Source organism: Pelomonas cellulosilytica (assembly GCF_021353265.1).
GTDB classification, from domain to species: Bacteria; Pseudomonadota; Gammaproteobacteria; order Burkholderiales; family Burkholderiaceae_C; genus Pelomonas; species Pelomonas cellulosilytica.
In genome coordinates this window covers 68,497-89,258 of the sequence record NZ_JAJTWU010000011.1, presented here as the reverse complement: position 1 = coordinate 89,258, position 20,762 = coordinate 68,497, and the positions used below count along the sequence as shown (strand labels likewise).

Here is a 20,762-nt window from a genome sequence, read left to right as displayed (position 1 = left end):
TGGCGACTGCACGGTGACGGCACTGTATCCACTTGCAACATGAAGCCGCATCCCCGCGAATGCGGGCGATGGGGTCAGGACTTGCGCACTAGTTCTCAACTAGTGCGCGGCTGGCCTTCAGCCAAGACCTGACTTGTCGAGGCCGAACATGCCGTCCTTGCTGCCCGGCGTGGTGCGGAACGCAACGTTCAGGCGGTTCCAGCCGTTGATGGCCGCGACGCGCCATGTCAGCTCGGCCAGTTCTGCCTCGGTGAACTGCTCGCGCGCCTTGGAATAGACAGCGTCGGAGATGCCGCCGGCGGGGATGTGCGTCAAGGCCTCGGTCCAGGCCAGTGCCGCACGTTCGCGGGGCGTGAACATCGGGGACTCGCGCCAGATCGGCACATGGTGCAGCCGCAGTTCACGTTCACCGTGCAGGCGCGCCTGCTTGACGTGCATGTCCAAGCAAAACGCACAGCCATTGAGCTGCGACGCGCGGATGTCGACGAGTAGCGCGAGGCCCCCGTCCATCTTGAAGGCCGTGCTGAAGTCGAGGTACTTGCGGTACAGGTCGGCGTTGAGCCGGGCGTAGTCGGCTCTGGAGGGATAGTCCATGGTGCGTCTTCCGGTGATGGCCTGCTCGACATGAGCGGCCTCAGCTTCAAGACGAACCGGCAGCGCCGGTTGTGACAGCCAACTGCAGCTTGTCGGGGTTGCGCTGGATGTACAGCACGGAGACACGGCCCGGCTCGGCAGCCGGCGCCAGCGAGATGGTCTGCACGAGGCTCCCGCCCGCAGCATCGTCGAGAACGACGCAGCCAGGCAGGCCGTTGACCCGCGTCGACACGAGCCGCCAGCCCGCGCTGCTGGCCATCCGGGCAAAGCCGATGAAGGTGCGCGCTATGCGTTCGCCACCCTGCAAGGGGCGTGGCACGGCGCTGACCTTGCCACCGCCATCGGCCAGCATGACGGCTTCCTTCGCCAGCAGACTGGCCAAGCCCGAGACATCGCGGTCGCGGACGGCGTCCATGAAGGCCTGCACAAGACGTTCGCCCTCCTCCCTCGCCACATCGCGCCGGGCGTAATCGGCCTTGACGTTGCGCCGCGCGCGGCTCACCAGCTGGCGGCACGTCGCCTGATCACGGTCCAGGTGGGCCGCTATTTCCGCGTAGCCCAGGTCGAACACGTCATGCAGCAGGAAGGCCGCGCGCTCAAGTGGTGACAGCCGCTCCAGCGTCAGCAGGAAGGCGATGGACAGGTCCTGCGCAAACTCCGCCTGCGCCTCCGGCCCCGGCGCCCAGCCGAAGAGGGCCTCGTCGTCCAGCAGCGGCTCGGGCAGCCACACACCCACATAGTGCTCGCGCTGCACGGCGGCCGAGCGCAAGCGGTCCAGGCACAGGTTCGTCACCAGCCGCGACAGGTAGGCGCCGGCGTTCTCGACGGCGGCCTCGTCCACGTCGGCCCAGCGCAGCCAGGCTTCCTGCACGATGTCCTCGGCCTCGGCGCGGGAGCCCAGCATGCGGTAGGCCAGCGCGCGCAGACGCCGCGCATGCTCACTGTCGAAGCGGCGTGCGCGGGCGGCGGGGTCGAGGGGATTGGGCATCGCGGTGTCGGTGATGTGCATGCCGGGGTGACGAGCCAGCCCCGGCGTTTGTGACATCGCCAGGCATGCTGCCACGCGTGATGCGTCAGGGGCAGCTCAAAAACACGCCCTGCACGGTGCACGCGCCGCGCGGCCCGACAACCGTCGGGCCGACGCGCGTGACGGTGCGCCCGTCGCTGGTAAAGCACGTGGCGACGTTGCAGTGCGTCACCAGGACCGGTGGTTCATAGCGCGGCAACGGCACATCCGGCACGACCGGCGGACGGACGACGCCGCGGGCAACCGGCGCCTCGGGCCACGCGGGCGGTGGCAGAACCAGCGTGTGCTGGGACGGCGACGGCCCGGACTGCAGGCCGCCGAGGCATGCGCGCGCAACCCGTTCGCGCTGCGGCTGGAGCCGCGACGCCACCTGGCGCTGCCGTTCGCCCATCGGAACCGAAGCCGCCCCCGCGTCGGCCAGCACCGCCTCGGCCTCGTCCAAAGCCTGAAGCGCCTGCCGGCATTCCGGCGATCGCGGCAACTCCTGCGCGCATGCGCCGACGCCTGGCCACCATGCCAGCGCGATCAGCAAAGCGGACCCGTAAGCCTTCATGATGCGCCAATCTTGCGCCTGGCCGGCGGCACCGGGCGTAGGCCAAGGCCGCGATCGGAACCCATGCGTCATTCGATGACGGCGAACATCGGCCCCAGCTCGTGCGCATGGTCGTCACGACCGAGCGCTGGCGAATGCAGGCTGGACACCGACCCGTCGAGGTACAGCGCGTCGCGGCACTGCAGTTCGTCTCGAAGGAAGCTCGCGAACTCGTGGAACGTGACCGGCCGCTCTGAGATGACGAATACCGCCTGGGAGCCCAAGGCGCAGACGCCATTGCGCACGTAGCGCGACGCCGAACTGGGCCGCAAGGCCGGGTGCATCTCGCCGCCCTTCAGGAGCAGCGGCCCAGACTGCGTCGCAAGCCGCACGCCTGACTGCCCTCGCGGAAAGTCGGCCGCATCGACGACATGGGGCCCCTTGACGTCAACGAAGAACACTCCGTTGGGCTTGAGGAAGAAGTTGCCCGCGCCGTCATCCAGGTTCAGCGGCGCCATCTCGCGCCCGTCTATGACCAGCAGGCCCACCGGACCGCCATCACCATGGAACATGCCGGCGTTCATGCCGAAGCTCAGCGTGTGCCCCTGCTCCTCCAGCCAGGCCGCCAGCCGGTCCAGCCGCCGCAGCGGGCGACCCCGGTCGTCCAGCCAGACCAGGCGCAGCTGCGCCGCTTCGATGCGGACGACGGTGTAGCGCCCCTCGCCTTGTTCCCCGTCCGCCCGGGCCGTCAGGGTCAGGCCGGCCAACAGCATGGCCAGCAGCAAATTGCCGCCGTGCCTCACCGGCTTCCCCGCAGCGGCTGCAGCAGCTCGCGCAAGCCGTTGTGGTCCAGCTCGTGCATCAAGGCCAGCAGGCGGCCAATCTCACCACTGGGGAAGCCCTCGCGGGCGAACCACGCGAGGTAGTTGGCTGGCAGGTCGGCGATGTACGTACCGCGGTGCTTGCCGAACGGCATCTCGGTCGTCAGCAGCTTGGGCAGGTCGTCGGGGCTCACCCGCCCAGTGTGCCAGCGCGCTTCAGCGCGACAAGCGGAACATGCCCACCGCGCGAACCAGCTCCACCGCCTGCGACTTGAGGCTGGAGGCAGCGGCCGCCATCTCCTCGACGAGCGCAGCGTTCTGCTGCGTGGCGCGGTCCATGCTCGTCACGGCGCCGCCCACCTGACCCACGCCCTCGCGCTGCTCGGCGCTGGCGCTGCTGATCTCGCCCATGATGGCCGCCACACGGCCGATGCTGGCCACGACATCCAGCATCGTCGTGCCGGCCTCGCCCACCTGCGCTGCACCGGTCTCGACGCGGCACACGCTGTCGGCGATCAACACGCGGATCTCCTTGGCCGCCTCGGCGCTGCGCTGCGCGAGCGCGCGCACCTCGCCGGCGACGACGGCGAAGCCGCGACCCTCCTGACCGGCCCGCGCCGCTTCCACGGCCGCGTTCAACGCGAGGATGTTGGTCTGGAATGCGATGCTGTCGATGACGCCCGTGATCTCGCCAATGCGCTGGCTGGCCTGGCTGATGCCCTGCATCGTCCGTACCGCCCGCTCCACGGCCTGACCGCCCTGGCGCGCGACCGTGCTGGCGGCCTCGGCCAGACGGCTGGCCTCGCTCGCGTTGTCGGCATTCATGCGCACCGTCACTCCCAGTTGCTCCATGGACGCCGCGGTCTGTTGCAGCGCGCTGGCCTGATGCTCCGTGCGCGAGGACAGGTGATGGTTGCCCTGGGCGATCTCAGCGCTGGCCAGCGACAAGCTGTCGGCACCCTGACGAACGCTGGCGACCAGGTCGCGCAGGCCGCCCTGCATCGCAGCGATAGAACGCAGCAGGTGGCTGAATTCGTCGCCGGTCTCGACACGCACCTGCAGGTCCAGGTTGCCGCGCGCCACCTCGTCGATCAGCGTGACGGCTTCCTGCAGCGGCACGACGATGCCTCGCGTGATGCGCCAGGCAGCGGCCGCCGCCGCCAGCACGATGAAGACGCAGGCGCCGGCCAGCCAGGCCATGCGCTGCGCATGCAGTTCGTCCGTCTCGGCGACGACGCGGGCCGACGTTTGCGCCGTGTAGTGCAGGTAGTCGTTCGTCGCCCTGATCAACGCAGCCAGCAGCGGTCGGCAGCGGGTGTTCATCTGCCGGATCGCCGCTTCGCGATCGCCCGACAGCGCCAGCGCCACGATGGCCTCGGCCGCCGGCGCGTACTGCGACTCGACACGCGCGATCTCGGCAATGCGCTCGCGCGCCTCGGCCGGCACGCCGGGCTGGCCGGACGAGGCCTGCAGCGCCGCCAACGCCCGGCCCACGTCCGTCACTGCGGCCAGCACCTCGGTCTTCTCGACGGCGAGGTCGGCGGCGCCGGTCACCAGCACGAGATTGCGGGCGGCGATGGCACGGCGGTCAACGGCCAGCCGCACCTGGTTGGCCTGGGCGGCACGCGCCTCGATACCCTGCACATACGCGGAGAACCGCTCGCCATCCTCTTTGAAGGACTGCAAAGAGGCGCCGCCGATGCCCAAGATCATCAGCACCAGCAGACCGAAGGCAGCGATCAGCTTGCTCTTCACCGACAGTTGGTTCCAGAACGACATGGCGGCCTCCTCAGGTTGGTCGTCATCGCATGAGTCGGCATCTTCGGCAGCCAGGCGCAAGGCGGCGAGCCTGCGATACCTGAGGCGCGTGCGCAGCGTTGGCGCTTCTTGCCGTAGGCAATTCACCTACACGCGCCGGGCTCTCGACAGGTCAGGTCTTGAGACGGTAGCCGACGCCGGCCTCGGTGACGATCCACTGCGGGCGGTTGGCGTCGGCCTCGATCTTCTTGCGCAGGTTGGCCATGTGCACGCGCACGTAGTGCACGTCGTCGGCATGGCCGGGGCCCCAGACCGCCTTCAGCAGGTGTTGGTGGGTCAGCACGCGGCCCGGGGCATTGCACAGCTCCTGCAGCAGCCGGTACTCAATCGGCGTGAGGTGGAGCTCCTCGCCGCCGCGCGTGACGGTGCGCAGCGCGCGGTCCACGGCCACATCGCCGAACCGCATCACCGGCTCGCCGGCGTTGCCGCCGCCGTGCCGGCGCAGCTGCACGCGCACGCGCGCCAACAGCTCGGCCACGCCGAAGGGCTTGACGAGGTAGTCGTCGGCGCCGACGTCCAGCGCCTGCACCTTGCGGTCCTCGCCGTCGCGTGCCGACAGCACGACGACTGGCGCAGTCGACCAGCCACGGAACTCGCGGATGAAGTCCAGCCCGTCGCCGTCGGGCAGGCCCAGGTCCAGCACTACCAGCTCGGGCCGGCGCGTGGCGGCATCGATGAGGCCGCGCTGCAGCGTCGCCGCCTCGTGCACCTCCAGGCCCTCGCTCTCCAGCGCCATGCGGACGAAGCGGCGGATCTCCGGTTCGTCTTCGATCATCAGTACGCGGGCGGCGTTCAAACGGCGAGCTCCTGTGGCGGTTGACCCAGCGGCAGCTCCACGCGCACGCAGGCCCCACCGGCCGGCAGATTGTGGGCGCTGATGCGACCACCATGCGCCTCGACGATGGCCTTGCAGATGGCCAGCCCCAGGCCCACGCCCGGCGTGGCGCTCTCGCGGTCGCCGCGCTCGAACTTCTCGAACAGCTGCGCCTCGCGCCCGGCGGGGAAGCCCGGCCCCTGGTCGGCCACGTCCAGCTCCAGATGCCGCCCCGCCACGCGTGCCGCGATGCGGATGGGCCCGGGTGCGTACTTGGCCGCGTTCTCGAGCAGGTTGACAAGCACCCGCTCGATCAGCACAGCGTCCAGCTGCACCAGCGGCAGGTCGGCCGGCAGCGCCACGGTCACGTCGCGGCCGGCCAACGTCTCCTCGACGCTGGCCAGCGCGCTGCCCACCACCTCCTGCAGCGGCAGCCACTGGCGGTTGAGCTGCACAGCACCGGACTGCAGCCGCGCCATGTCCAGCAGGTTGGCCACCAGCGCGCTCATGCGCAGCGCCGAGCGGCGCATGGCCCCCGCCACCTCCGCCTGCTGTGGCTGCAGCGGCGTTAGCTGCAGCGCATCGGCCAGGCCCACCAACGCGGCAAGCGGCGTGCGCAAGTCATGCGAGATTGCCGTCAGTAACGAATTGCGCAGCCGCTCGCTCTCGATCTGCAGCGTGCTCTGCTGCGCCACGTCGATGTAGTGGATGCGCTCCAGCGAGATGGCCAGCAGCGCGGCGCAGGTGTCGAGCAGCTCGCGCTCCTCGGGCGACCAGCGCGGGCCGCGCCCCTGCACCGCCAGCACGCCACGCAGGCGCATCGGCGCCTTCAGCGGCAGCATCAGGCATGCGCTGCCGGGCAGCGTATCCGTGCCCTGCCCGGCCGGCTGGCCGTGGTCGAAGGCCCATTGCGCCACGCCCAGGTCCGGCGCGACGCTCGCCGGCCCCAGCACAGCCAGCACCTCGCGGCCCGGTGGAGCGGCCAGCGGCGGCGCCAGCACCGCCGAGGCGACGCCGAACTCGGCCCGCAGGAAGCGCGCAGCGATCTCCGCCACCTGCTCGGGCACCAGCGCCGCGCCGAGGTCGCGCGACATCGCATACAACCCTCGCACGCGTCGCTCGCGTTCCTGCGCCGCCTGCGCCTGCGCCTGAAGCCCGGCCGCCAGTTGGCCGATCACCAGGCCCACCAGCAGCAGCACGGCGAAGGTCACGAGGTATTGCGCGTCGCCGACGACGAAGGACCAACGCGGCTCCACGAACACGAAATCGAACGCCGCGACGCTGAGCAGCGCCGCCACCGCGGCCGGTGCGCGGCCGAACCACAGCGCCACGCCGACGACTACGAGCAGGTAGAGCATCGCGATGTTGGTGGGCGCGATGAAGCGCAGCAGGCCCTCGGCCAGCACGGTGGTCAGCGCGACGCCGACTGTGGCTGCCACGTAGCCGCGCAGCGCCTGGCGCGCCAGCAGCCCCTGCGCCGGCGGCACGGCCGGCTCGCGGTCGCGAGCCTCCGCGGTGGGCAGGGCCACCTGCAGCACATCGATCTCACCGGCCAGCCGACTCAACGACTCGGTCAGGGCCGGGCGCCCCGGCCATCGCCAGGCCCGCTCACGCCTGCCGACAACCAGCCGCGCCAGGTTGTGCTCGCGGGCATAGCCCACCAGCGCGGCCGCGGCCTCCGGCGCCGACAGCACTGCCGTGCGCGCGCCCAGGCTCTGCGCCAGCGCCAGCGTGCGCTGCACGCGCTGCCGGCCCGCGTCGCCGAGCGACCACGCTGTCTCCACATGCACCGCGTGCCAGTCCAGCCCCAGCTGCTGAGCCAGCCGGGCGGCGCTGCGCACGACCTTGTCGCTGGCCGCGCCGGCGCCCACGCAGGCCAGCAGCGACTCGCGGTTGGGCCACACCGCCGCCGCCCCCTGCTCACGGCGATAGGCCTGCATCTCCTCGTCGACGCGGTCGGCCGTGCGCCGCAGCGCCAGCTCGCGCAGCGCCAGCAGGTTGCCCTTGCGGAAGAAATGGCTGGCCGCCCGCTCGGCCTGCGCGGGCAGGTAGACCTTGCCCTCCTTCAGGCGCTGCAGCAGCTCGTCCGGCGGCAGGTCCACGACGACGACCTCGTCGGCCTCATCGAAGACGCGGTCCGGCACCGTCTCCCACACGCGGATGCCCGTGATGCCGCCGACCACGTCGTTCAGGCTCTCAAGGTGCTGCACGTTCAGCGTCGTCCAGACCTCCACGCCGGCCTCGCACAGCTCCTGCGCGTCCTGCCAACGCTTGGCATGGCGCGAGCCGGGCGCGTTGGTGTGTGCCAGTTCGTCCAGCAGCAGCACGCCGCCCGGCAGGCCGCGGCCCCAGGCCAGCGCAGCGTCGAGGTCGAACTCGCGCAGCGTCTGGCCACGGTGGGCCACGGCCTTCAGCGGCAGCCGCACCAGGTCCCGGGCGATGGCCTCAGTGTCGGCCCGGCCATGCGTCTCCACCACGCCCACCGCGACGGCACGGCCGTGCTTGAGCACCGAATGCGCGGCGGCCAACATCGCGAAGGTCTTGCCGACGCCGGCATTGGCGCCAAAGAAGATCTTCAGCCGGCCGCGCCGCGCAGCGGCCTCGTCGCGTTGGACCCGGGCCAGCAGCGCATCGGGGTCGGGGCGGCTGTCAACCACAACGGGCCTGCCCCATGTCTACAGCCACCCGAGGCGCTTGAAGCGCCAGTACAGCGCGCCGCTGACCAGCGCGATCGCGCCCAATGCCATCGGATAGCCGAAGGCCCATTTCAGCTCCGGCATCTTCTCGAAATTCATGCCCCAGATGCCGGCCAGCGCCGTGGAGGCCGCAAAGATTGCGGCCCACGCGGCCAACCGCTTGGTGACGAGGGATTCGTCGATGGTCACCAGCGTCAGGTTCACCTGAGTGGCCGCGATGATGGTTTCGCGCGCGGCGTCGATGCTGGCCTGGATGCGCAGCAGATGGTCGTAGACGTCGCGGAAATAGTCCTGGATGGCCGTGCACGCCGCCGGCACACGCCCGCCATGCAGCTTGGACGTGACCTCCAGCAGAGGCGTGACGGCGTGGCGCAGCGTGGCCAGGCGCTGCTTCAGGCCGAACAGCTGCCGCACGACGGCTTGGCGGTCCTGCCCGGTCTCGAACATGTGGCCCTCCAGCTGCTCCAGCTCCTCCTCGACGGCGTCGATGAGCGGGAAGTAGCGGTCCACGACGGCATCCATCAGCGCGTAGAACACGAAGCCCGGCCCCAGCTGCAGAAGGTGCGGCTCGCGCTCGGCCCGGCCGCGCACGCCGAGAAAGCCGTGGTCGCTGCGGTGGCGCACCGACACGACGAACCGCTGGCCGACGAAGACGTGCACCTCGCCCACTTGCGGGCTACCGTCCGCGCCGTCCTCCAGCAGGTGCATGGCGGCGAACAGCAGGTCGCCGTATTCCTCCAGCTTGGGCCGCTGGTGGCCCTTGCGGGCGTCCTCGACGGCCAACGGCGGCAGGTCCAGCTCCTGCTGCAGGCGGGTCAGCTCCTCGTCGGTCGGGTCCTTCAGCGCGACCCAGACGAAACCGGTCGGTCGCGCCTGCAAGGCTGCGGCGATGCGGTCCAAACCGGGCTCGGCGACGACATGGCCATCGTCGTACATGGCGCTGTTGATCAGCATTCGGCAATCTGCGAAGTCATCGTACGGGCATCGTCTCACGCTCCAGCGCGAGGTTGAGCGCCAGCACGTTGACGCGCGGCTCACCGATGAAGCCCAGCACCGGGCCTTCGGCCAGCCGAGCGACGAACGCCCTCACCTGTTCGACCGGCAGACCGCGTACGCGGGCGACGCGGGCGGCCTGGTAGTCGGCCGCGGCGCGGCTGATGTGCGGGTCCAGCCCGCTGGCCGATGCGGTGACGAGGTCCACCGGCACGGGCGCGGTGTTGCCGGGGTCGGCGGCACGCAGCGCGGCAATGCGTGCCTTGACGGCCTCGGCCAGCGCCGGTGCCGTCGGCGCGAGGTTGGAGCCGCCCGAGTTCGTGGCGTCGTCGTTCACCGCCGACGGCCGGCCCCAGAAGTGGCCCGGCTGAGTGAAGGATTGGCCGACCAGCGACGAGCCTACGGGTCGACCCGAATGCTCGACCAGGCTGCCGTTGGCGGCCTGCGGGAACAGGCCTTGGGCGAGACCGGTCACGACCAGCGGATAGGCCAGGCCGGTGACGAGGCTCAGCACGACGAAGAGCGTGATTGCGGGACGGAGTTGCGTGTTCATGATTCAGGCGAGGTGAAAGGCGGTGAGCAGAAGGTCGATGGCCTTGATGCCAACGAACGGCACGAGGACACCGCCCAGGCCGTAGACCAGCAGGTTGCGGCGCAACAGCGCGGCGGCACCGATGGCTCGGTAGCGCACGCCTTGCAGCGCCAGCGGGATCAGCACGACGATGATCAGCGCGTTGAAGATGACGGCGCTCAGGATGGCCGAGTCCGGGCTGTGCAGCCGCATGACGTTCAGCGCCGACAGCTGCGGGTAGGTGGACACGAAGGCCGCGGGCAGCACGGCGAAGTACTTGGCCAGGTCGTTGGCGATGGAGAAAGTCGTCAGCGACCCACGCGTCATCAGCATCTGCTTGCCAGTCTCCACCACCTCGATGAGCTTGGTCGGGTTGCTGTCCAGGTCCACCATGTTGCCGGCCTCCTTGGCTGCCTGCGTGCCGGTATTCATCGCCACGGCAACGTCGGCCTGGGCCAGCGCGGGCGCGTCGTTGGTGCCGTCGCCGGTCATCGCGACGAGCCGGCCTTGCGCCTGGTAGTCGCGGATCAGAGCCAGCTTGGCCTCGGGCGTCGCCTCGGCGAGGAAGTCGTCCACACCCGCCTCGGCCGCGATGGCCGCGGCCGTGAGCCGGTTGTCGCCGGTGACCATCACCGTCTTGATGCCCATGCGGCGCAGCTGGGCGAACCGCTCCTTGATGCCGGGCTTGACGATGTCCTTCAGCTCGACGACGCCCAGCACCTGTGATCCATCGGCAACGACCAGCGGCGTGCTGCCGCGGCGCGCCGCTTCGTCCACGGCCGCCTGCACGCTCGCCGGCCAGCGGCCGCCAAGGCTCTCGACGTGAGCCCGCACGGCGCTGCCGGCGCCCTTGCGGATCTGGCGCGCGCCGAGATTGACACCGCTCATGCGCGTCTGCGCGGTGAACGCGATGAACTCGCCGCGCTGGACCGCCGCCGCGGGCTGGCCGAACTGGCGGTCCGCCAGCGCGACGATGCTGCGGCCTTCGGGCGTCTCGTCGGCCAGCGACGCCAGCCGCGCGGCCTCGGCCAGCTGCGCCTCCGAGGCGCCGGCCACGGGCCAGAACGCGTCGGCCTGGCGGTTGCCCAGCGTGATGGTGCCAGTCTTGTCCAAAAGAAGCACGTCCACGTCGCCGGCGGCTTCGACGGCGCGGCCCGAGGTCGCGATGACGTTGGCCTGCAGCATGCGGCTCATGCCCGCCACGCCGACGGCCGACAGCAGGCCGGCGATGGTCGTCGGGATCAAGCACACCAACAGCGCAACCAGCACGACGAGGCTTACCGGCTCGCCAGCGCCCGCCGCCGCCACGCTGAACTGAGAGAACGGCAGCAGCGTCGCGACGACGCCCAGGAACACCAGCGTCAGCGCGACGAGCAGGATGGTCAGCGCGATCTCGTTGGGCGTGCGCTTGCGCTGCGCGCCTTCGACCATCGCGATCATGCGGTCGACGAAGGTCTCGCCCGGGTTTACGGCGACGCGAGCGACCACCCAGTCGGACAACACGCGGGTGCCACCGGTCAGCGCGGAGAAGTCACCACCGCTCTCGCGGATCACTGGCGCCGACTCGCCGGTGATGGCGCTTTCGTCCACGGACGCGACGCCATCGACGACCTCGGCGTCGGCCGGCACCACGTCGCCTGCCTCGATCAGCACGAACTCGCCGCGGCGCAGCGTGCCCGCCTCGCGAGGGTGCCAGGCCAGGCCGTCGCGCGCGACGCCGGGCGCCCAGCCGTCGACGACCTTGGCCCAGGTCTCCTTCTTCAGGCCGCGCAGCGACGCGGCCTGGGCCTTGCTGCGGCCCTCGGCCAGCGCCTCGGCGAAGTTGGCGAACAGCACGGTGAACCACAGCCACACGGCCACAGCGATGACGAAGCCGCCCGGCTGCGCCGCCGCCAGCGCCGTCGTGAACAGGCTGCCGAGGTAGACGACGAACATCACCGGGTTGCGCAGTTGCGTGCGCGGGTCCAGCTTGCGGAATGACTCGACCAGCGCGGCGCGCGTCAGCGCCGGGTCGAACAACGAGAATCCGGCGCGACTCATGGCTGAGCCCCCCACAGGATGAAGTGCTCGACGACCGGCCCCAGGGCCAACGCCGGCACGTAGTTCAACAGGCCCACCAGCAGCACGACGCCGAGGAGCAGGACGACGAACAGCGGGCCGTGCGTGGGCAACGTGCCCTCGCCCGCTACCAGGCGCTTCTTGCGCGCCAGCGAGCCGGCCAGCGCCAGCACCGGCACGATGACACCGAAACGCCCGACCCACATCACGAGCCCCGTGAGCAGGTTGTAGAACGGCGTGTTGGCCGACAGGCCGGCGAACGCGCTGCCGTTGTTGTTGCCCACGGAGGACAGCGCGTACAGCACCTCGCTGAAGCCGTGAGCGCCCGGCGCGGCGATGCCGGCGCGGCCCGGCGCCGTGACGACGGCCAGCGCGGTGCCGGCCAGCACGACCAGCGGCGTCAGCAGGATGGCCAGCGACACCATCTTCATGTCGAAGGCCTCGATCTTCTTGCCGACGTACTCCGGCGTGCGACCGATCATCAGGCCCGCCACGAAGACGGCCAGCAGCGCGAACACCAGCATGCCGTACAGGCCCGCGCCGACGCCGCCGAAGACGACCTCACCCAGCTGCATCATCACCAGCGGCACGAGGCCGCCCAGCGGCGTGAAGCTATCGTGCATCGCGTTGACGGCCCCGCAGCTGGCGGCCGTCGTGATGACGGCGAACAGTGACGACGCGTCAATGCCGAAGCGCACCTCCTTGCCTTCCATGTTGCCGCCCGCCGGGTCCGCGCCCAGCGCGGTCAGCACTGGGTTGCCGGCCTGCTCGGCCGCCGTCGTCGCGATGACGGCCACGACGAAGATCACCGTCATCGCGCCCAGCAGCGCCCAGGCTTGCCGCATGTCGCCGACCTGGCGGCCCAGCACGAAGCACAGCGCCGTCGGGATCAGGAAGATGGACAGCATCTGCAGCGCGTTGGTCACGACCGTCGGGTTCTCGAACGGGTGGGCCGAGTTCGCGTTAAAGAAGCCGCCGCCATTCGTGCCCAGCATCTTGATCGCGAGCTGAGACGCGACAGGGCCCAGGGACAGCGTCTGCTGCGCACCCTCCAGCGTCACGACCGGCTGGCTGGCCGACAGCGTCTGCACGACGCCGAGGCCCGCCAGCGCGAGCGCGAAGACGAAGGAGAGCGGCAGCAGCACCCACAACGTCGCGCGAGTCAGGTCGGCCCAGACGTTGCCGACCGTCTGCACGCTGTGCCTCGCAAAGCCGCGCATCAGCGCCATGACGACGGCCATACCGGTGGCGGCGGACAGGAAGTTCTGCACCGTCAGGCCGAGCATCTGCGTGCCGTGGCTCATGGTCGTCTCGCCGCCATAGCCCTGCCAGTTCGTGTTGGTGACGAAGCTGACGGCCGTGTTGAAGGCCGAGTCGGGCGACACGGCGCCGAAGTGCTGCGGGTTCCAGGGAAGCCACGGCTGAAGGCGCTGCAGCGCATACACGGCGAGGACGCCCAGCAGGTTGAACACCAGCAGGCCGAGGGCGTAGCCCAGCCAGCCCTGCTCGGACTCGGCATCCACGCCGGCCAGCTTGAGCAGCGGACGCTCGGCGCGCCGCAGCGCGGCGACGCGGCCGTCCATGACGGCGTGGACCCAGCGCGCCAGTGGCCAGGCCAGCGCGAACAGCACGACGAGGAACGCCGAGAGCTGCAATCCCGCGGAGGTACTCATGACAAGTCCTCCGGGAACAGCAACGCCCAGAACAGATAACCGACCAGCCCGACGACGAGCACCGCGGCGGCGAGTTCGAAGCCGGTCATGACTTCCTCCCCGCCAGGCGCTCGCAGCCCCAGGCGGCGAGACCCGTTAGCAGCGCCAGCGCGGCGACGAGACCGAGAAAAACGATGTCCATGACACCTCCAATGACGATGGAGGTGATTCTGGAAATCGCGCCGTCAAACCGCCGACAAGATCGCGGCGGGCGGCATCAAGAAAGCATCAAGACTTCGGAAGGGTGACCTGAGTCAGTTCGATGCCACGCTCCCGCGCGATGGCTTCCAGCACCGGCAGTAGGGGTCCCAGCTTCTCGTCCAGCGCGTCGCGCACCGTATCGACGACGACCTGCGTGCTGCGCTCAATCTCGAGATGCACGGCATCGCCCACGGCCTTGTCGCCAAAGGTCGTCATGCGCAGCGTCTCGGGAATAAGCCACACCTCGAACCAGCCTGAGCCGTCACGCTCGCGCTGCGCCTCGGCCACCGTCAGGCTGCAACCGTTGACGCCGATGTAGCCCTTGGCGAACACGTAGCGCATCCACGGCGCGGGCAGAGCGAAGCGGATGACGTGGTTGTTGTCGGGCTTGCGGATCTCGGCGATGCGGGCCGACACGTCCACATGGCCCGACAGCGGATGCCCGCCGATCTCGACGCCCTCACGGGCCGCGCGTTCCACGTTTAGCCCCGAGCCCACCCACAGGCCGCCCAGCGTCGTGAGCTTCAGCGTCTGCGCCATCACGTCGAAGCTGGCGATACCCGGCGCCGGACGCTCGGTGACGGTCAGGCACACGCCGTCGCAGGATACGCTGGCGCCGATGGCCAGGTCGTCGTCGAAGCCCTCGGGGAACTTCAGGTGCAGCGTGTGCAGGCCCTCGCGGGCCTCGATGGCGTCGACATGGGCGACGCCCTGGACTATGCCTGTGAACATGGAAAAAGGCCTCCCGCGGAGGCCTTGTTGCGGAGACGCGAGTCAGCTTACCAGCTGACCTCGCGGTCGGGCGTCGCGCCGATCTTGTGGATGGACAGGTCGGCGCCCTCGAACTCCTCCTCGGCGCCGAGCCGCAGGCCGGTGATGCGCTTGATGGCGCCATAGACGACGAAGCCGCCCGCCAGCGCCCAGGCGACACCGCCCAGCGTGCCGGCCAGCTGTGCGCCGAAGCTGACGCCGCCAATGCCCCCCAGCGCCCGCTGCCCGAAGATGCCGCAGGCGATACCACCCCAAGCCCCGCACAGGCCGTGCAACGGCCACACGCCCAGCACGTCGTCGATCTTCCAGCGGTTCTGCGTCAGAGTGAAGAACTGCACGAACACCCAGCCCGCCACGCCGCCCGTCACCAGGGCGCCCAGCGGATGCATGACGTCCGACCCGGCGCAGACGGCCACGAGCCCGGCCAGCGGGCCGTTGTAGGCGAAGCCGGGGTCGTTGCGGCCCAGCAGCACGGCCACCAGCGTGCCGCCAACCATGGCCATCAGCGAGTTGACAGCGACGAGGCCGGACATCTTCTCCAGCGTCTGTGCGCTCATCACGTTGAAACCGAACCAGCCCACCGTCAGCACCCAGGCGCCCAAGGCGAGGAAGGGGATGCTGGACGGCGGATGGGCGCTCATCGCGCCATCCTTGCGGTACCGGTTCAACCGCGGGCCCAGCAGCAGCACCGCGGCCAGGCCGATCCAGCCGCCCACGGCATGCACGACGACGCTGCCGGCGAAGTCATGGAACTCGGCGCCGGTTACAGCCTTCAGCCAGCCCTGGATGCCGAACGCCTGGTTCCAGGCGATGCCTTCGAAGAAGGGATAGACGAAACCGACGATGACGGACGTCGCGGCCAGCTGCGGGCCGAAGCGGGCGCGCTCGGCGATGCCGCCCGACACGATGGCCGGAATGGCCGCGGCGAAGGTCAGCAGGAAGAAGAACTTCACCAACTCGTAGCCGTTCTTCTGCGCCAGCGTCTCGGCGCCGGTGAAGAAGTGCGTGCCGTAGGCGACGAGATAACCCACGAGGAAATACGCCAGCGTCGACACGGCGAAGTCCACGAGAATCTTCACCAGCGCATTGACCTGGTTCTTCTTGCGGACGGTGCCCAGCTCCAGGAAGGCAAACCCCGCATGCATGGCGAGCACCATGATGGCGCCCAACAGGATGAAGAGCGCGTCCGCGCCCTGCTTGATCGATGACTCCAACTATGTCTCCGCCCACCGGCTCCAGACCCGCGCACCACGCACCAGGCCGAACCGGAACGCACCGGAAACGCAAGTTCAATGCCCGAAATGAAGGCACTGCGCACCGTGATGGGCGCGCACTTCAAACATTAGATTGAACCCACTTGGTGCGTCTACGCACTCTTCTCGAACTCGTGCGCACTAAATCCGAGCGTCCAGCGGCCATCCGGCCAGCGGACGACCGGGCGCTTGATGACGCTGGGCAGCATCCGCATCAGCGAGATCGCGCTGGCATCGTCAATGACCGCGGCCTTGGCGGCGTCGTCCAGCTTGCGCCAGGTCGTGCCGGTGCGATTGATGAGCTTGTCGCGCCCGAAGGTCTGCAGCCACGCCGGCAGCAGCTCGGCGGGAACGCCCTGCTTCTTGAAATCGTGGAACACGACCTCCAGCCCGCGGTCGGCCAGCCAGGTGCGGGCCTTCTTGACGGTGTCGCAGTTCGGGATGCCATAGACGGTGATCATGGCGACGACCGTACCATGTCCGCATGATCGACTGGCTGGATGAAGATTCGCTGGACTTCCCGCCCAGCCGCCGTGCGCTCGGCGCCGACACCGACGCGCCCGGCCTGCTGGCCGCCGGCGGCACGCTGACGCCGGAGCGCCTGGCGGCCGCCTACCGGCGCGGCATCTTCCCGTGGTACAGCCCCGGTCAGCCGCCGCTGTGGTGGGCGCCGGACCCGCGCATGGTGCTGAAGACGGCCGACTTCAAGCTCTCCCGATCGCTGCGCAAGACGGTGCAGCGCTTCGCCGCAACGCCCGGCTGCGAGATCCGCATCGATCACGACCGCGCCGCCGTGCTCCGCGCCTGCGCGAGCGCGCCCCGCGAGGGCCAAAGCGGCACCTGGATCGTCCCAGAGCTGCAAGCCGCCTACCTGGCCTGGCCGGCCATGCACAGCGTGGAGACGTGGATCGGTGGCGAACTGGCCGGCGGCCTGTACGGCGTGAACCTCGGCCGCATGTTCTACGGCGAGTCGATGTTCATGCGGCGCACCGACGCGTCCAAGATCGCGCTGTGCGCGCTCGTGTGCCTGTGTCGCAGCTTCGACATCCCATGGATCGACTGCCAGCAAAACACGCGTCACCTCGCATCTCTGGGCGCCGCCGAAGTCCCGCGAAACGTGTTCGAAGCCCACCTGGGCGCGCATGTGGAGGACCCATCACCGGGGCCCTGGACCTATCATTCAGACCACTGGCACAGGCTTCTCGACCCCACGTGACCCACCCGAAAGAACTGCCGCTTGCGCAGATCCAGTTCTACGCCACGGCCGCCTATCCGTGCAGCTACGTGCCGGGCCGCCAGGCGCGCTCGCAGGTCGCGACGCCCAGCCACCTGATCCACGCCGACGCGTACTCCAACCTCGTGGCCGCCGGATTTCGCCGCAGCGGGCTGTTCACGTACCGCCCCTATTGCGACCAATGCCGCGCCTGCATCGCGCTGCGCGTACCCGTGGCCACCTTCCAGCCCACGCGCAGCCAGAAGCGGGCGCTGAAGACGCATCGCCACCTGCAGGCCAAGGTCATGCGCCTAGGCTACTCGCCCGAGCACTATGCCCTCTACCTGCGCTACCAGGCCGGCCGCCACAGCGGCGGCGGCATGGACCATGACAGCGTCGACCAATACACGCAGTTCCTGCTGCAAAGCCGCATCAACTCTCGCCTCGTGGAGTTCCGCGAGACGCTGCCGGACGGCAGCTCGCCGCTGCGCATGGTGTCTATCCTCGACATCCTCAGCGACGGGCTGTCGGCGGTCTACACCTTCTACGACCCCGACGTGGAAGGCAGCTTCGGCACCTACGGCGTACTGTGGCAGATCCAGCAGGCGCGCGATCTGAAGCTCAGCCACGTCTACCTAGGCTACTGGATCGAAGAGAGCCCCAAGATGGCCTACAAGTCGGGCTTCAGGCCCCACCAGATCCTGCAGAACGGCGTCTGGACGGACGCCGTCGAACCCTAGGGCCGGCGCAGCAGACGGTACGGTCGCGCCGGCTGCTAGACCAGCACTTCCACACAGGCCGGATGCCCAAGGAAGCCCTCCGGGCTCGCGCTGCGCCCATACGCGCCGCTCTGGTAGACGACCGCCAGGTCCCCCACGTTGCCGCGCGCCATGTCCATGCGGTCGGCCAGCAGGTCCAGCGGCGTGCACAGCGGGCCGACGACGCTGGCCGGCTCCGTGGCCGTCTCGACGCGCCCCTGCGGCTCAATGGATGCCGGGTAGTTCTTACGCAGCACCTGGCCGAAGTTGCCTGACGCCGACAGGTGGTGGTGCAGGCCGCCGTCGGCCACCAGGAACACCTGGCCGCGCGACACCTTGCGGTCCACGATGCGACTGACATAGACGCCCGCCTCGCCGACGAAGTAACGACCCAACTCGATGACCAGCTTCGCCGCCGGCAGATCCACCTTCGCCCGCGCCTGAAGCGCGGCCAGGTTGGCCGCGATGGGCGCCAGGTCAAGCCGGCTCTCGCCGGGGAAGTACGGGATACCGAAACCGCCGCCCAGGTTCAGGAACTTCACCGGCGCAGGCGCAGCCTTGGCGAGGCGCAAGGCCAGCTCGTAGCTCTTCTGCTGCGCCTCGCAGATCGCCTCGGCCTTCAGGTTCTGCGAGCCGGCGAACAGGTGGAAACCTTCGAACGCCACGCCATCGCCTGCCAGCGCGCCGACCTGGGCCAGCACGTCGGGCACCGTCTCGGCGTCAATGCCGAACTGCTTGGGCCCGCCGCTCATGCGCATGCCCGAGCCCTTCAGCTCGAAGTCAGGGTTCACGCGCAGTGCGACGCGGGCCGGCAGGCCCAGCCGCTGCGACGCCGCTGCCAGCACCTTCAGTTCGCGCACGGACTCCACGTTGACGAGCACGCCGGCTGCCACCGCCTGCCCCAGCTCGATGTCGCGCTTGCCCGGCCCAGCGAAGCTGATTTCATGCGGGTCGGAGCCGGCGTTCAGCGCCACCTGCAACTCCCCGGCCGATGCCACGTCGATGCCATCCACGAGACCGGCCATCAGCTGCACCAGCGCCGGCATCGGGTTGGCCTTCATCGCGTAGTGCAGTTCGATGCCTTGCGGCAGCGCGGCACGCAACTCGGCAATGCGACGTTGAAGCAGGCCGCGGTCATAGGCGTAGAACGGCGTCTGGCCGACGCGCTCTGCCAGCACCGACAGCCGCTGGCCGCCGACCAGCAGCTCGCCGCGTTCACTGCGCGGGAAGAGGACGGGCGCGTGCTCCAGCGCACGCTTCGGGGAAGTGGTTTCGCTCATGCAGAGATCAGGCGGGATGGCGTTCGGCCCAGTCGGTCGACAGAGTCTTGCGGTCGATCTTGCCGTTGGGATTGCGTGGCAGCGGGCCGCTGCGGGCGTCGATGCCGTGCGGCACCATGTAGGCCGGCATGCGGGCCTTACAGGCAGCCATCAGTGCTGCGATGTCCAGCGCAGCGTCGCCCTCGGGCGGCGTCGCGATGACCTGAATGGCCTGGCCCAGCGTGTCGTGGTCCACGCCGAAGGCCACGCATTCACCGACGAGGCCGGTCGCGTAGAGGACCTCTTCGACCTCGGTGGGGCTCACGCGGTAGCCCGAGGTCTTCATCATCTCGTCACGGCGGCCGACGAAGTACAGGAAACCCTCGGCATCGCGCCGCACCGTGTCGCCCGAGAACACCGCGAACTCGGGCAGTTGCAGCCCGCCCTCGCGGCCGCCCACGCCGACGGGCAGCGGCTTGTAGCGCTCGGCCGTCTTCTCCGGGTCGTTCCAGTAGCCCATGCCGACGAGGGCGCCGCGATGCACCAGCTCGCCCGGCTCGTCGGGCGCGCATTCCGAGCCGTCCTCGCGCAGCACGAGGATCTCGGCGTTCGGGATGGCCTTGCCGATCGAGTCGGGCCGGCGGTCCACCTCCTCGGGCGGCAGATAGGTCGAGCGGAAGGCCTCGGTCAGGCCGTACATCAGGAAGGGCTTCGCTGATGGCACCTTGGCGCGCAGCAGGTCCAGCGTCGCCCGCGGCATGCGGCCGCCGGTGTTGGCGAAGTAGCGCATGTGCTGGTCGATGGCGGCAGGCCACTCCAGCTGCGTCAGCTGGATGTAGAGCGGCGGCACGGCCGTCAGGCCCGTCACCTTCTCGCGCTCCATGGCCTTCAGTACATCGCGCGGCAGCAGGTAGTTCAGCAGCACGACGCGGGCACCGCTGTGGAAGCCGGTCGTCAGCTGGCTGAAACCGGCATCGAAGGACAGCGGCAGCGCCGCCAGCAGCGTGTCACTGGCGCGGTTCTCCAGGTAGCTGGCCACGCTCTTGCCGCCGGCCACCATGTTGCGGTGAGACAGCACGACGCCCTTGGGCCGGCCCGTGGAGCCGGACGTGTAGAGGATGGCCGCGACGTCGGTGTCGATGACGCGATGGCCCGCCCGCACGGGCGCCGCTAGCAGCTCGGCCCAGTCATGCACGGGCACCGGCGCCGAGCCAGCACCGCTCGTCAGCACGATATGGCGCAGCGACGGGCACTGCGTCAGCACGTCACCCAGCTGGGCCAGCCGCTCGGGCGACGTGACCAGCACGCGCACGTCGCAGTCGCGCAGGATGAAGCCCACCTGCTCCGCCTTGAGCAGCGGGTTCAACGGCACGAACACGCCACCGGCCGCTGGCGCGCCGAAACTGGCGACGACGGTCTCGAAGCGCTTCTCGAGGTAAATCGCAACACGCTCGCCCCGCGCCAGCCCCAGCGCCATCAGGCCGCTGGCAAAACCGCGCACGGCGGTATCCAAAGCGCCATAACCGAGCGTCGACCCGCCATAGGTCAGGGCCGGGGCGTCGGGCGCGCGCTCGGCGGCAATGGCCACCAACTCGTTCAGCAGGGTTGATTCGGGCATGGAACGGCGATGTCGAAAGGGGGCGCAAGAGTGAAAAAAGTATCTCACGCGCC

20 protein-coding genes are annotated in these 20,762 nt (G+C 69.5%); 2 read left to right on the top strand and 18 right to left on the bottom strand.

The genetic code is table 11. The annotated features are described in order from the left end of the window. Positions 1-117 precede the first annotated feature (117 nt). The 16 genes from LXT13_RS24680 to LXT13_RS24600 form a co-directional block, all read right to left on the bottom strand. On the bottom strand, positions 118-594 hold the full coding sequence (locus tag LXT13_RS24680; protein ID WP_233374974.1) for a carboxymuconolactone decarboxylase family protein: 477 nt from the start codon (positions 592-594) through the stop codon (positions 118-120). Positions 595-640: 46 nt separating this feature from the next. Further along, positions 641-1,582: an RNA polymerase sigma factor SigJ gene (gene sigJ, locus LXT13_RS24675; protein ID WP_233374973.1), complete on the bottom strand. Its 942-nt coding sequence runs from the start codon at positions 1,580-1,582 to the stop codon at positions 641-643. 85 nt (positions 1,583-1,667) lie between these two features. Beyond that, the gene (locus tag LXT13_RS24670; protein WP_233374972.1) at positions 1,668-2,153 is read right to left on the bottom strand and encodes a hypothetical protein; all 486 of its coding nucleotides are present in this window, start codon (positions 2,151-2,153) and stop codon (positions 1,668-1,670) included. A gap of 89 nt (positions 2,154-2,242) precedes the next feature. After that, on the bottom strand, positions 2,243-2,956 hold the full coding sequence (locus LXT13_RS24665) for a phosphodiester glycosidase family protein (RefSeq protein WP_233374971.1): 714 nt from the start codon (positions 2,954-2,956) through the stop codon (positions 2,243-2,245). Beyond that, a complete protein-coding gene (locus LXT13_RS24660) occupies positions 2,953-3,168 on the bottom strand; it encodes a DUF3820 family protein (RefSeq protein WP_233374970.1) in 216 nt (71 codons plus the stop codon). The genes LXT13_RS24665 and LXT13_RS24660 overlap by 4 nt, the downstream gene beginning before the upstream one ends. 22 nt (positions 3,169-3,190) lie before the next feature. Next, a complete protein-coding gene (locus LXT13_RS28720; RefSeq protein ID WP_304622828.1) occupies positions 3,191-4,753 on the bottom strand; it encodes a methyl-accepting chemotaxis protein in 1,563 nt (520 codons plus the stop codon). A 151-nt stretch (positions 4,754-4,904) separates the two neighbouring features. After that, positions 4,905-5,567, bottom strand: a complete 663-nt coding sequence (locus LXT13_RS24645; RefSeq protein WP_233375096.1) for a response regulator — start codon at positions 5,565-5,567, stop codon at positions 4,905-4,907. Positions 5,568-5,584: 17 nt separating this feature from the next. Then, on the bottom strand, positions 5,585-8,263 hold the full coding sequence (locus LXT13_RS24640) for a DUF4118 domain-containing protein (RefSeq protein ID WP_233374969.1): 2,679 nt from the start codon (positions 8,261-8,263) through the stop codon (positions 5,585-5,587). Between the two features lie 18 nt (positions 8,264-8,281). Continuing rightward, positions 8,282-9,256 (bottom strand): magnesium and cobalt transport protein CorA, encoded by a 975-nt coding sequence (locus LXT13_RS24635; protein ID WP_233374968.1) that lies wholly within the window; start codon positions 9,254-9,256, stop codon positions 8,282-8,284. Between the two features lie 16 nt (positions 9,257-9,272). Beyond that, positions 9,273-9,848, bottom strand: coding sequence for a potassium-transporting ATPase subunit KdpC (gene kdpC, locus LXT13_RS24630; RefSeq protein WP_233374967.1), 576 nt, complete (start codon positions 9,846-9,848; stop codon positions 9,273-9,275). Between the two features lie 3 nt (positions 9,849-9,851). Beyond that, positions 9,852-11,906, bottom strand: coding sequence for a potassium-transporting ATPase subunit KdpB (gene kdpB, locus LXT13_RS24625; RefSeq protein WP_233374966.1), 2,055 nt, complete (start codon positions 11,904-11,906; stop codon positions 9,852-9,854). Beyond that, positions 11,903-13,597, bottom strand: a complete 1,695-nt coding sequence (gene kdpA / locus LXT13_RS24620) for a potassium-transporting ATPase subunit KdpA (RefSeq protein WP_233374965.1) — start codon at positions 13,595-13,597, stop codon at positions 11,903-11,905. Before kdpA ends, kdpB begins: the two co-directional genes overlap by 4 nt. Beyond that, positions 13,594-13,686, bottom strand: a complete 93-nt coding sequence (gene kdpF / locus LXT13_RS24615; protein ID WP_233374964.1) for a K(+)-transporting ATPase subunit F — start codon at positions 13,684-13,686, stop codon at positions 13,594-13,596. Before kdpF ends, kdpA begins: the two co-directional genes overlap by 4 nt. 178 nt (positions 13,687-13,864) lie before the next feature. After that, entirely contained in the window at positions 13,865-14,569 is a 705-nt protein-coding gene (locus LXT13_RS24610; protein ID WP_233374963.1) for a riboflavin synthase subunit alpha, read from the bottom strand. A gap of 47 nt (positions 14,570-14,616) precedes the next feature. After that, entirely contained in the window at positions 14,617-15,765 is a 1,149-nt protein-coding gene (locus LXT13_RS24605) for an ammonium transporter (protein WP_233375095.1), read from the bottom strand. Positions 15,766-15,974: 209 nt separating this feature from the next. Next, complete coding sequence (locus LXT13_RS24600) at positions 15,975-16,322, bottom strand: arsenate reductase (protein WP_233374962.1); 348 nt, start codon at positions 16,320-16,322, stop codon at positions 15,975-15,977. 23 nt (positions 16,323-16,345) lie between these two features. Here LXT13_RS24600 and LXT13_RS24595 point away from each other — a divergent pair, with 23 nt between their 5' ends. Then, positions 16,346-17,077: a leucyl/phenylalanyl-tRNA--protein transferase gene (locus LXT13_RS24595; protein WP_233374961.1), complete on the top strand. Its 732-nt coding sequence runs from the start codon at positions 16,346-16,348 to the stop codon at positions 17,075-17,077. Continuing rightward, positions 17,074-17,814, top strand: a complete 741-nt coding sequence (locus tag LXT13_RS24590) for an arginyltransferase (RefSeq protein ID WP_233374960.1) — start codon at positions 17,074-17,076, stop codon at positions 17,812-17,814. Before LXT13_RS24595 ends, LXT13_RS24590 begins: the two co-directional genes overlap by 4 nt. A gap of 35 nt (positions 17,815-17,849) precedes the next feature. Here LXT13_RS24590 and LXT13_RS24585 read toward each other — a convergent pair whose 3' ends face one another. Both LXT13_RS24585 and LXT13_RS24580 read right to left on the bottom strand, forming a co-directional pair. Beyond that, positions 17,850-19,112, bottom strand: a complete 1,263-nt coding sequence (locus LXT13_RS24585) for a pyridoxal-dependent decarboxylase, exosortase A system-associated (protein WP_233374959.1) — start codon at positions 19,110-19,112, stop codon at positions 17,850-17,852. Between the two features lie 7 nt (positions 19,113-19,119). Beyond that, positions 19,120-20,709: an acyl-CoA ligase (AMP-forming), exosortase A system-associated gene (locus tag LXT13_RS24580; protein ID WP_233374958.1), complete on the bottom strand. Its 1,590-nt coding sequence runs from the start codon at positions 20,707-20,709 to the stop codon at positions 19,120-19,122. Positions 20,710-20,762 lie beyond the last annotated feature (53 nt).

What these genes read in the sequence shown, in the direction of transcription:
- LXT13_RS24680 (WP_233374974.1), bottom strand. Translation starts at nt 594, where the DNA reads ATGGACTATCCCTCCAGAGCCGACTACGCCCGGCTCAACGCCGACCTG.
- sigJ (WP_233374973.1), bottom strand. Translation starts at nt 1,582, where the DNA reads ATGCCCAATCCCCTCGACCCCGCCGCCCGCGCACGCCGCTTCGACAGT.
- LXT13_RS28720 (WP_304622828.1), bottom strand. Translation starts at nt 4,753, where the DNA reads ATGTCGTTCTGGAACCAACTGTCGGTGAAGAGCAAGCTGATCGCTGCC.
- LXT13_RS24645 (WP_233375096.1), bottom strand. Translation starts at nt 5,567, where the DNA reads ATGATCGAAGACGAACCGGAGATCCGCCGCTTCGTCCGCATGGCGCTG.
- LXT13_RS24635 (WP_233374968.1), bottom strand. Translation starts at nt 9,256, where the DNA reads ATGCTGATCAACAGCGCCATGTACGACGATGGCCATGTCGTCGCCGAG.
- kdpC (WP_233374967.1), bottom strand. Translation starts at nt 9,848, where the DNA reads ATGAACACGCAACTCCGTCCCGCAATCACGCTCTTCGTCGTGCTGAGC.
- kdpB (WP_233374966.1), bottom strand. Translation starts at nt 11,906, where the DNA reads ATGAGTCGCGCCGGATTCTCGTTGTTCGACCCGGCGCTGACGCGCGCC.
- kdpA (WP_233374965.1), bottom strand. Translation starts at nt 13,597, where the DNA reads ATGAGTACCTCCGCGGGATTGCAGCTCTCGGCGTTCCTCGTCGTGCTG.
- kdpF (WP_233374964.1), bottom strand. Translation starts at nt 13,686, where the DNA reads ATGACCGGCTTCGAACTCGCCGCCGCGGTGCTCGTCGTCGGGCTGGTC.
- LXT13_RS24610 (WP_233374963.1), bottom strand. Translation starts at nt 14,569, where the DNA reads ATGTTCACAGGCATAGTCCAGGGCGTCGCCCATGTCGACGCCATCGAG.
- LXT13_RS24605 (WP_233375095.1), bottom strand. Translation starts at nt 15,765, where the DNA reads ATGGTGCTCGCCATGCATGCGGGGTTTGCCTTCCTGGAGCTGGGCACC.
- LXT13_RS24600 (WP_233374962.1), bottom strand. Translation starts at nt 16,322, where the DNA reads ATGATCACCGTCTATGGCATCCCGAACTGCGACACCGTCAAGAAGGCC.
- LXT13_RS24595 (WP_233374961.1), top strand. Translation starts at nt 16,346, where the DNA reads ATGATCGACTGGCTGGATGAAGATTCGCTGGACTTCCCGCCCAGCCGC.
- LXT13_RS24585 (WP_233374959.1), bottom strand. Translation starts at nt 19,112, where the DNA reads ATGAGCGAAACCACTTCCCCGAAGCGTGCGCTGGAGCACGCGCCCGTC.
- LXT13_RS24580 (WP_233374958.1), bottom strand. Translation starts at nt 20,709, where the DNA reads ATGCCCGAATCAACCCTGCTGAACGAGTTGGTGGCCATTGCCGCCGAG.